Source organism: Arthrobacter sp. HS15c (genome assembly GCF_040812005.1).
Taxonomy (GTDB): Bacteria; Actinomycetota; Actinomycetes; order Actinomycetales; family Micrococcaceae; genus Arthrobacter.
Genome location: NZ_JBFOHM010000004.1, coordinates 142,431 through 154,447, shown reverse-complemented (window position 1 = coordinate 154,447; position 12,017 = coordinate 142,431). Strand labels below are relative to the sequence as shown.

Here is a 12,017-nt window from a genome sequence, read left to right as displayed (position 1 = left end):
CGAACAACAAGCCGGCCCCCTACGGCTCGGGCAGCACCATCGAGTCAGTTCCCACCACCTGCTACTTCCGCCCGGACGGCCCGGCATGCACCGGCGGCGCGGACGCCCCCGTGATCGTGGGCGGCGCCGTGGTGGCCGTGGCCTTCGGCACCGACCTCACCGCTATCAACGCGAACTACACGTTCAGCGACATCCGGGCCGGCCACAACATCGCCATCTTCCACCCGTCTCCGGACACCGCCATCACCATCAAGGCCTTCACCGACATTGACGGCCAGTGGACGGACGACGAGACCGGCGCGCAGCACGGCGTGACGGACGGCTCCGGGAAGATCGACGTCCTCAACAACGGCAACATCTGGGTCATCGAACAAAGCGGCAAGGGCGACCTGCGGGTGGGCCACATCCACTCCACCGGCCTCTGCACCGGCGCCGCGGCGCTCTGCGCCACCCCGATCGCCGCGGACGTCCGGCTCGATTCGCCGCGCAGGATCCTCGACGCCGAACTGGACAACGGCGTGCTGGACACCGACGACGACGGCATCCTTCTGGACGCCTACGACCTGGACATCTCCGGCGTCCAGAACGGCGTGGATGTCACCGGCCGCAACATCACCCTTACCGCCGGCGACAACGGCCTGGGCGAGGCCGGCAGCGTCTCCGGCACCGGCGGCATCGGCCTCCCGGACAACTTCCTGGAGATCAAGGTGGATGCCGTGGGCGGCTTCCCGGCCGTGGCCAAGGGCCTCCTGAATGCCCACGACCTCGCCGCCGACGAAGACAAGACCCTGGGCATCCACCTCGACCAGGTGGCCGGTGACCTGCGCATCGGCATCGTGGAAACCGCGGGGGACAACAATCTCAGCACCGGCAACGTGTCCCTGCGCAGCCGCGCCGGCTCCATCATCGACGGCGCTGCCAACGGTGTAGGCGACGCCGCGGCGGACGTGCTGGGCCAGACCATCGACATCGACGCGCACGGCGGCTCCATCGGCACCGCCGTCAAGGACCTGGACATCGATTCGCTCCGCGGCTCGCCGTTCGCCTGCACCAACGCCAACTGCGCCAACAACGCCGGGCTGCTGGACAACGGGACCTCCGACGCCGGCCTTGCCGCCACCGCGGACGACGTGGCCCTGGAGGCCGGAACGGGCATCTACCTGACGGAAACCGACGCGTACCTGCGGCTCCTCCTGGCCCACGCCGTCACCGGCAACATCCGCATCACGGTCCGCGAAAGCGCCGAACTGGACGAGGACCTGTTCCTGATCCGCAGCGGCAGCGCCAACTTCGCCGAGGACAACACCACCGTCCCCGGGAACGACGCCGACCACCTCCGCAGCGTCCCGGTGGGCACCGTCTTCGCCGAAACCGGCAGCGTGGAGCTCCGCGTCGGCGACGACCTCAGCTTCCACCAGAACACCCAGGTCCTTGCGAACCTCGGCATCGACATCCGCGGCGACTTCGGCAACGCGGACACCGGCGGCACCCTGGCCGTCCCGGACCCGGAATACGGCAGCAGCATGATCCTGCGCGGCCGCATCATCGCCGACTGCAACGTCACCGCCGGAGACGCCACCGGCGACCCCATGGGCAGCTGCGCCCCCAGCGCCGCCAACCCCGTGGCGGACCGCCAGACGCACATCCGGGGCGGCTCCGACGTCGACCTCATCCAGCTCGGCGATCCCTCCGGACTGGACCTGGCGCAGACCTCCAACCAGGCCCTGAACAAGGAGCAGCTGGGCGACGCCGGCTACATCTTCCTCGGCTCCAAGACCACAGTCCACGGCAACGCCACCGCCGCCTCCAACACCGCCGACGGCGAGGACCGCATCACCGTCTGGTACCTGCAGTCCATGGACGTCGTCACCAGCCCCACCGGCCTCGCTAATCCTGCCCTGACGGGTACCGGCGCCGGGCACACCCTCACCCTGGATGGCCAGGGCGAGTCCGACCACTACTTCGTCTACACCAACGGCAGCCACGGCAACATCCGCAACTACGTCATCAACGTCCTGGACACGGGCGCCCCGGATGCCGGCGTGGACGACCTCGCCATCTACGGCTACAACAACACCGCGGCCGCCTACAACGGCTACCTGCCGGGCACAACCAGCAACGCCGCCACGGACGACATCTTCCTGCTGCGGGCCCTGAAGTGCATAGACAACGAGAGCCCGTTCACGCTCAGCGCCGGCGTCCCCAGCGGCTGCCTCAGCCCGACGGAGACGGCCGACCACCCGGCCTTCGTGGCCCTGCTGGCCGGCAGCCTCGCCGCCGACGGCGGCATCGGCTCCTACCGCGACCGGACCGCCGGCAACGAGCCCAGCGCCCTGGTCCAGCGGATCAACTACGACACCGCGCTCAACGGCCGCATCACGGTGTTCGGCGAGGGCGGCAACGACGCCTTCTACGTGGACGACACTTCCGCCACCATCACCCTGGATGGCGGCGCCGGCAACGACGTCTTCCAGATCGGCCAGATCTTCGGCACCCAGCGCGACGGACAGAATGCGCCCGACGGCGGCGCCCTCCTTCCGGCGGACACCTTCCCGGCGCTGGTGCCCACCACGCGCGGCTGGCTCAGCCCCGGCGCCCACGCGCCGCTGCTGGCCACGGGCGGCACCGGCAACGACCAGTTCACCGTGTACTCGAACCAGGCAGAGATCCAGCTCAACGGCGACGACAACAACGACATCTTCATCGTCCGGGCCTTCGCCATCGCCGCGGTCTGCGACACCGACGCGGACAGCATCGCCGGCTGCGGCCTCAGCGACGTCACGTTCGTCCCCGCAGGCGGCACCTTCCCCACCACGGTGGCCTTCGGATCCTGCGTCATCAGCGGCAGCTACACCCGCTACGACCGCAACGGCGACGGCGTCTGCAATAACGCCGACGCCCACACCACTTTCAACCACCTGCCCGGCTCTAACATCGACCTCGACAACACCATGTGGGAAGACGACATCATCCCGCTGGACGCCAACGGGGTGGCCGTGCCCGTGATCGGCCTGGGCTTCTCCACCTCCCGGCCGCTGGACATCCGGGCCGGCGGCGGCGAGGACGAGGTCCAGTACAACGTCAACGCCCCCGTCAACGTGGACGGCGGTACCGGCTTCGACAAGCTGGTCATCCTGGGCACCGAGTTCGCGGACGACTTCGCCATCACGGACAAGGGCATCTTCGGGGCCGGCCTGAACGTCAAATACACCACCATCGAAGTGGTGGAAGTGGACGGACTGGAAGGCGACGACCAGTTCTTCGTCCAGTCCACCGCCTACGGGGTGGCGTACCGGATCATCGGCGGCCTCGGCTCGGACATGATCAGCGTGACCGGCGACGTCACGGCGGACATCGTCACCCGCGAACTCGAGGGCCTCAGCGGCGCCGTGGACCACATCGTCACCTCGCCCGCCGACCCCGGCTACGACGGCCTCACCGCCGACGGCGTCCCGTACAACCTGGCCACCCAGGACCGCGGCATCGTGGTGATCCGCGAAGGCACCGGTGGCACCCGGATCCGCGAAGGCGCGGCCGGCACGGACGTCATCAAGAGCTATGCGTACTACACCGTGGAGCTCGCGGTGGTCCCGACGTCGACCGTGTACCTCACCGTCTCCGCCGCCTTCCCGCCGTCGCAGGAAGCGGACGGCAGCCTCATCAACCCGGCCCCGCTGCCCAACGGCCTGGGCGACACTGTGTGGCTGTGCGTGGGCACCGGGGACACGCAGTGCGACGAGTTCGCCGAGTTCCGGCGCCACTACGTGGTCAACGGCGCCGTGGTGGACGAGAACGGCCGGGCCGTCACCCTCACGTTTACCAACGGCACCTGGAACGTGCCGCAGCGCGTGTACCTCTGGGCCGTGGACGATCCCCGGGCGGAGGGCGACCGCACCGTGGTCCTCCAGCACAGCGTCATCAGCCAGGACGCGCGCTTCCACCGGGCCGCCGTGCGGCAGGTCAACGCGTTGGTCTACGACAACGACACGCCAGGCGTGTACGTCACCGAGGTGGAACCGGGCGGCACCGCCCTGGACGGCCGCACCCTGGTCATCGAAGGCAGCACCCTGACGCAGCGCACCGACGACCTCCTGCTCACCCTGGCCAAGGCCCCCGCCGCCGGCGACACCATCTGGGTGAAGATCTGGATGGACGCGGACAGCCAGCGCCTCATCCAGCTCGACTTCAGCCTGGTCCCGGCCGGCCGCTGGCTCGCCTTCTCCGACGGCAACGGCGGCAACGGCGGCACCTACTACTCGGTCAGCTTCAACGCCGGCAACTGGAACATCCCGCTGCGGATCGTGGTCAACGCCCGCCCCAACAGCGATCCGGGCGACCCCCTGACTGCAGTCATCAACTACGAACTCGACACCCTGCTCACCGCCCCCGCGGCGTCCGCCGCCTACCCGTTCCCGAACCTGCGCAGCGGGCTGCAGCGCACAGACGTGCTGGTGTACGACGACGAGACCCCCAATGTGGTCAGCATCCCCACCGGCACGGACACCGTGGTGATCCAGTGCGGCAACACCGCCTGCACCATCCCCGGCGGAACCGACGGCTACACGATCAGGCTCACCAAGGCTCCCAATGGCGAGGTGCGGATCGCCCTGATCCCGGACGGCCTGGTGGACGTGGTGTCCGTGGGCGGCACCGCAGTGACCCCGGCCGACTACCAGGTGATCGGCGGCGACATCCCGGCCCGTGCCTTCCTGGGGGCCCTCGCGATCGCCGGTTCCTCGATCAGCCGGGCCAACGGCAGCGACCTTGGCAGCTTCAGTGACGAAGGCTTCGCGGCAGGGCAGCGGATCACCATCTCCGGCTGCGGCGCCATCTTCACCATCCTGTCCGTTGCCCTGGACGGCAAGAGCATGGTCCTGTCCTCCGCACCGGCGTGCGCCGGCGGCGCGGGCATCAGCATCAACCGGCTGACCCGTTCGGGCGTGTGGGACGGAACCGCCACCACGGAGTTCGTGGACGGCGCCTGGCGCCTGGTCAGGCCCGCCAGCGGCAGCTGGCTCGCCGACGGCTTCAGCGAGGGCCAGTGGGTGGAGATCTGCCAGGCCGGCACGTGCATCCGGGCCAAGATCGCCGTCATCCGCGGCGACAACGCCGGGCACGACGAGAAGCTGGAACTCCGCGACTTCCTGCTCAGCGGCGACTCCCTGGCCGGCTTCGGCGCCGGAGCGTTCACCGTGGTGCGGATCGCCGCCGTCGCCACCTTCAACGCCGCCAACTGGTACCAGGAACGGTTCGTCGAACTCGAGGCGGACATCGCCTACGAACAGCCGCTCCAGCGCGTGGGCGTCAAGGCCTTCCCGGTCAGCCAGCACCTGGTTTCCCGGCTACGCGGCCCACTGGCAGTGGAGGGCGGCGTCACCGGCGCCGACCGCTCGCTCCAGCTGGGCCTCAAGCTCCCCGGCGAACAGGACGGCCCGCTCTTCGCGATCGCCACCCAGGCACCGGAGAGCAAGCAGATCGACATCCTGAACATCTACAACGACTCCTCCCAGGCCAACGGCCGCGGCGTCATGAACAGCACCTCCCTCAAGGGCTTCAACATGGCCAAGAACCTGGACTTCGGCGCCGCGTACGGCGGAGCCGAGGGACAGACCTTCGGCGAACCGCAGGTGTTCCCGGGCGGCATCAGCTACGGCACCGTCCAGTTCGTGGACGGCCAGTTCGCCACCAACGGTGCCAAGTCCACCATCGAGATCTTCAACCTCATGCTCGGCTACGGCAACGACCGCCTGGACGTCCAGGGCACGCTGCAGCCGGACGACGCCGTCAAGCTCACCGGCACCGTGGTGCTGGCAGCCTCCGCCGGCCAGTTCGGCTCCACCCACCGGCTCAGCCGCCCCGCACCGTTCGACTGGAAGGCGCAGGGCTTCCTGGCCGGCCAGCCGGTCACCATCAGCGGGCTCATCGGCACCTGGAAGGTGGTGGGCTTCGGCGACGACGATCCCATGGACACCACGGACAACACCGTCATGTACCTGCTGCAGCTCTCCGGACCTGCCGTAGGAGCGTCCACCGCACTGCGGACGGTCATCGCGGCCGACGTGCCGGTCACCTTCACCGGCGCCGTCGCCACTGTGCCCAATGCCCAGAACGACGGCGGCACGCTCACCCGGGCGGGCGGCAGCTGGATCGCCGACGGCTTCGTGGCAGGCCAGCTGGTCATGATCCAGGGCGTCACCGGAGCCTGGCGGCTCACCGAAGTCAGCGCCCTGACGCTGACCCTCCGCCGCGGGGACAAACTGCCTGCCCTCAACGGCAGCTACAACGTCTTCGTCCCCGGACCCCACGGCGGCCTGACCACCGTCCACGGCGGCGGCAACTCGTTCATGCAGAACGTGTTCGACATGGAACGCTCCGCCCCGGGTGGTGGCAACGGTGTTGGTGCCCCGGCGGGCACAGGCCTGGTCCTGACCCGCCTCGACGGCCTGCCTTGGGGACTGACGGCCTACCTGCCGGGCAGCGGCTACTTCGCCCTCGATCCCTACGGACACGGCCCGCAGCACATCCAGCTGGCAGGGGAGTCCTTCACCCGAATGATCCTGGGCTTCGGTAACGCCGCCTGCCCGTTCGATGACCCGTTCCCGCACTGCGGCGAAGGCTCGGTCATGTACCTCTCAGGCCCGGTCTACGGCGGCCCGACGGCGGTACTCCCCACGGACGTGCACGTCGCCAAGCCGATGGCCCTGACCGCGAGCGGGACCATGCAGCTGCACAGCGACTCCCTGCTCCGCACGGACGGCGGCTCCTTCGTGGCCGACGGCTTCAAGGTGGGCATGCAGGTCCGCATCAGCGGCCTGGCCGGCCCGTTCACCATCAAGGCCCTCACAACCACCACCATGACGTTCTGGAACGCGGCACTGCAGCCCACCGTGCACCTCAACGCGGCCGGCGTGGCCGTCTGGGACGCGCCGGTCTTCACGGTCACGGCGTTTGACGCGGCCATTGCCGGTTCGGCACCAGACAGCCTGCTGATCGGCGGCGACGTGATCACGGTCTGTAACCTTGTGAACCCGATCGACGGCGTCCCGTGCGACGTGAACGCCACGGCCGGCCCGGGCTCGCCGCTGGTGGTCTACGGCGACACCAGCCAGGACGGCGCCTGGTACTCCGGCCGCCCCTACGACGTCCTCGGCATGGAGTTCGGCCCCAAGCCCTTCGACCCGTTCGTCCACATCCCCGATGCGGAGAACGAGGACGACGAGTGGATGCTGGGCCTGGCCAACCCGTACGACTACGCCGGCAACGACATCATCGACGCCTCAGGCCTCTTCGCCCACCTCGCCGCAGCCCAGCTGCCCACGGTTGGCTTCACGGCCTTCGGCGGACTCGGCGACGACCTCGTCATCGGCAGCCAGGCCGGCGACCACCTGGCCGGCGGCTCGGGCGACGACGAAATCCGCGGTCTCCGCGGCGTGGACCACATCTACGGTGATTCGGGCGTCAACGTGAACGTCTTCACCCGGGCGTTGGACATCGCCGTCGTCGACCAGAGCCCCCGCCCCTCGGTGACCGGTGCGGGCTTCCTGAACAACGGCACCACCATCCAGCCGTACCCGTCCCCGGTGCGCGACGACCTCCTGGTGGCCGGCCGCGACCTGCTCTTCGGCGACGGCGCGGGCACCGTGGTGGGCGGTCCGGAAACGGCCTATGACGACATCATCTTCGGCGACCATGGCGCCATCCTCCAGAACGTCGCCGACCCGAACCAGCCGGACGCCCGCCTGCAGAAGATCCAGACGACGGCGCTCGCCAGCGTCCTGGCGGTCGAGTCCCGGAACCTGCAGCGCGGCGCCGATGACATCATCTTCGGCAACCTCGGCCGCGACCTCATCATCGGCGGCGCCGGGCACGACATGGCCGACGGCGACGAAGCCGACGACCTCGTCCTGGGCGACAACGCCTACCTGCTGCGGACCGACTTCCTCAGCTACCACTTCCAGACCCTCTGCGGAACGCTCCTGTACAGCCGCTCGGACCAGGCCAACGCCTGCGGCGGTGCGGTCAACCAGGACAACAGCGGACTCCTCCTGGTTGACGGCACACCGCGCGCCTACCGGGACCCGGACGGGGCACCCTGGTGGGCCGAGTACGACGTCACCAACCTCTTCCACGACTTCGCCTCGGACCAGGGCAGCAAGTGGGCAGGCAGCTTCGGAAACGACTACCTCGCCGGCAGCCAGGGCCACGACGTGATCCTGGGCCAGCTCGGCAACGACGTCATCCAGGGCGACGGCGGCATTGAGCAGGCCTTCGCACGCATGGTGGACGACACCACCCCCAGCTACCACGTGGGCGCCTCCCGCACCCCGCTGGGCTGCACCGGGACGCCCGGCAACGTGGTCTGCGACTTCACCGGGGTGCTCACGGTCATCGGCTCCTTCGAAGCAGCCACCGACGGCGAGGACTACCTCGAGGGGAACGCCGGCAACGACGTGGTCTTCGGCGGACTGGGCCAGGACGACATCGTGGGCGGCAGCAGCGACTTCTTCTCCCTCACCACCCCGGAGCTTCGGCCCGACGGCCTGCCGTTCCCGGCACTGGCCTACTTGCCCGGCGACGACCGCGGGGCTGACCTCCTGTTCGGCGGCGCCGGCACGCAGATCGCCATCAACAACCAGGTGAGCGGCATCGCAGGAACACCCGGCCTGGCCGGCGGCATTCTGGCAGACAACACCCTCCCCGCCAACATGCACGCACGCGACGCGGACACCATCGTGGCGGACAACGGCCGGATCATCCGGATCGTGGGCGTCAACCACACGGACATCAACCCTGCAGGGGCCGCCGGCGCAGCGAACTACGCGACCTTCAACTACGACACCTACGGGACCCAGAAGATCGTGGTCCGCGGCGTCCACCTGCTCGATTACACGCCGGGCGGACCGGACTTCGTCCCGGCCAACTTCGGCCAAGGTGCGGGCTCGGACTGCAACGGTTCGCCCACGCAGCCCACCTGCTCGCTGATCCTGGAGACCGCCACCGGCACCTGGAAGTACACGCAGATCGGCGGCCGCGACGAGGTCCACGGCGAATCCGGCGACGACACTGTCTACACCGGGGCCGACCACGACGCCATCTACGGCGACGCCCAGGACGATGACCTGATCGGCGGCTGGGGCAACGACTGGATCTCCGCCGGCACCGGCACGGACGGCATACTGGGCGACGACGGCAGGATCTTCACCAGCCGCAATACCGGCTGCTCCACGGCCTCCAGCGCCGTGTGCACGCAGCTGAGCGAGCCCCTCTACGGCGTCTACAAGTTCCGCACCGTGGACCCGGACACCCGCACCAGCGAAGGGGATGTGCTCAACGAGTTCATCTACACGCCGGGCCAGGTGCAGACGGCCACGATCAACGTTGCCGGCCAGCTGGCCAAGGCCGTGGACCTCACCCCGTACAACCTGGGCGACAACGTCAACGCCAGCCAGCACCACGTGGCGGACCAGCCCCTGTTCGACGCAAACAACTCGGACGACATCATCTTCGGCGGCTGGGGCGGCGACTTCATCCACGGCGGCGCCGGCGACGACGCCATCTCCGGAGCGGAATCGCTCGGCACCTCCTACGCCCAGCACTTCGACACCAACGGCAACCCGATGGGCCTGGAACTGATCGACTTCCTGCACCCCTACAACCCGGGCGACGTGCTGCACTTCGGCGCCGACACGAACGCCTGGCACAGCAACAACCACAACGAACTCCGGCTGGGCGAGTTCCTCCTCTACGACGAATACGATCCCCGCCGGGTGATCCTGTTCAACGCGGACGGCAGCGTCTGGAAGGGTGCCGTCCCGCCGTGGGCCCGCCAGTTCTTCCTGAACAACGATGCCGCCTCGGGCAACTGGGTGACGGCCTGCATCGCCGTCGACAACCAGGGCAACTGCACCGGAACCATCACCAACCAGCCTTCCGACGGCGACGACGCGATCTTCGGGGACCTCGGCAACGACTGGTCCGTGGGCGGCACCGGCAAGGACACCATCTGGGCCGGCTGGGGCAACGACCTCTCCAACGCGGACGACCTGCTCACGAGCAACAACGGCCTCAACGACGTCCCGGACGGCGTGAACTCCAGCTACCAGGACCGCGTTTACGGCGGCGCCGGACTGGACATCCTGATCGGCAACACCGGCGGCGACCGGCTGATCGACTGGGTGGGCGAGTTCAACAGCTACCTGGTGCCGTTCGCGCCGTTCGGCATCGCCACCGTCAGCCGCCAGGTGGAACCGCAGCTGCCCATGTTCCTGTACGCGCTGTCCCGCAGCCAGGGCGCAGACCCCACCCGCGCCGCGGACACCGGCAACGATGCCGTCCGCAACGGCGAACCCGACGGCGAACTGGGCCTCATCACCCAGCACGACCACGGACAGTGGCAAACCCAGACCGGCGGCCCCACGGATCCGCAGGCCGGCAACATCCCCGGCGGACGCCGCGACACCCTGCGCGGGGCCGACTTCAACGACGGCACGCTCCAAGGCTTCGCCACCGACTCGGGCGCGTTCACCGTCCAGAACAGCCTGCTTAAGGTGACGGCCACGGGCTGGGGACAGGACGCCGTCGCGGTCTGGTACTCCGACGCCTACAAGTCCGTGTACTACGAGCTCGCTGCGAAGATCTCGATGGACAAGGCCGTGGGCGGCTGGAAGGCCAACGCGTTCATCATCTTCGACTACTTCGCCCCGGACGATTTCAAGTTCGCGGGCGTGGACGACTCGATCAACAAAATGGTGATCGGACACCGCAACGCGTCCGGCTGGTGGTACGACGCCCAGGCCGCCGTCCCCGGCTCGGTGAGCGCCGGCAAGTTCTACAACCTGAACGTGGTGGTCAACGGTCTGGTGGTCACGGTGACCATCGACGGCAAGAACGCCTTCAGCCACCAGTTCCCGGTGCGCTACGTGGACGGCGACGCCGTGGCCCTGAACAAGGGCCTGGTGGGCTTTGGCTCGCAGCAGGCCCGCGGCTGGTTCGACAACATCGCACTCACGGTCATCTCGCCGGAAATCTCCCTGGACCGCACCGAATACTTCGACGACGGCGTGGCCGAGGCGTTCACACCTGTGGCAGGTTCGTGGAACACCGACACCGGCCGCTACGTGGGCACCGCCACCGGCGGAACACCCGCGTTGTCGGCCGCCCAATTCGGCAGCGTTGGCATCGACAGCCTCTCCTACGTGGAGGTGGAAGCCACGTTCCGGGCCCTCGGCGTCAGCGGCATCATCTTCGACTACTACGCGGCCAACGACTACAAGTTCGTGGTCCTCGACGTTCCGGGACAGCGGATCCTGATCGGCCATGCCACCCCGCGCAACGGCTGGGTGGTGGACCTGGCGATCGCCCGGACCATCGCCGCCGGCAGCGAGCAGACACTCAACCTGGTCCTCAAGGCCACCGTGGTCACACTGACACTGAACGGCCAGGTGGTAACCAGCCGGGTCTTCAATTCCTCCGTGGCGGACGGCCGCACCGGCGTCCTGGGCAAGGACGTTGCCGCCTCCTTCGACCGCTTCCGGTTCCGCACCGACGACCGCCAGTTCACCCCGCCCGCAGTCATCCAGCGCGAAGTCCGGATCGGCGACGCCACCGTGGTGGAAGGCAACAGCGGCAGCAGGACGGTCACGCTTACCGTGAGCCTTAACCAGTCCCAGAGCACCCCGCTCACGCTCAGCTGGAAGACGGTTGCCGGCCCCGCCGGCACGGCCAGTGCGACGGCGGGAACGGACTACCTGGCGGTCGCTTCCGGCACCGTGACCTTCGCGGCCAACACCACCACGGCCACCATCACGCTGACCATCTACGGCGACACGCTCTACGAACCCAACGAGCAGTTCATGGTCCAGCTGCTGGCGGGCCCGGACTTCAACCTCGCCGACGGCTACGGCCTCGTGACCATCACCAACGGCGGGGCAGAGCCGTCCGTGGTGGCAGCGCCGGGGGCTGCCACCACGGAATCCCCGCAGGAATCCTCCCGGGCACGGAAGCAGACCAGTGCCTGA

At 68.6% G+C, this 12,017-nt stretch carries 1 protein-coding gene (only partly in view); it reads left to right on the top strand.

From position 1 onward, the window contains the following. Positions 1 to 12,017: the 3' end of a carbohydrate-binding protein gene (locus tag ABV518_RS07710; protein WP_367766297.1), read on the top strand. It extends 16,918 nt beyond the left edge of the window; only the last 12,017 of its 28,935 coding nucleotides appear in the window; its start codon lies off the left edge, out of view; its stop codon occupies positions 12,015 to 12,017.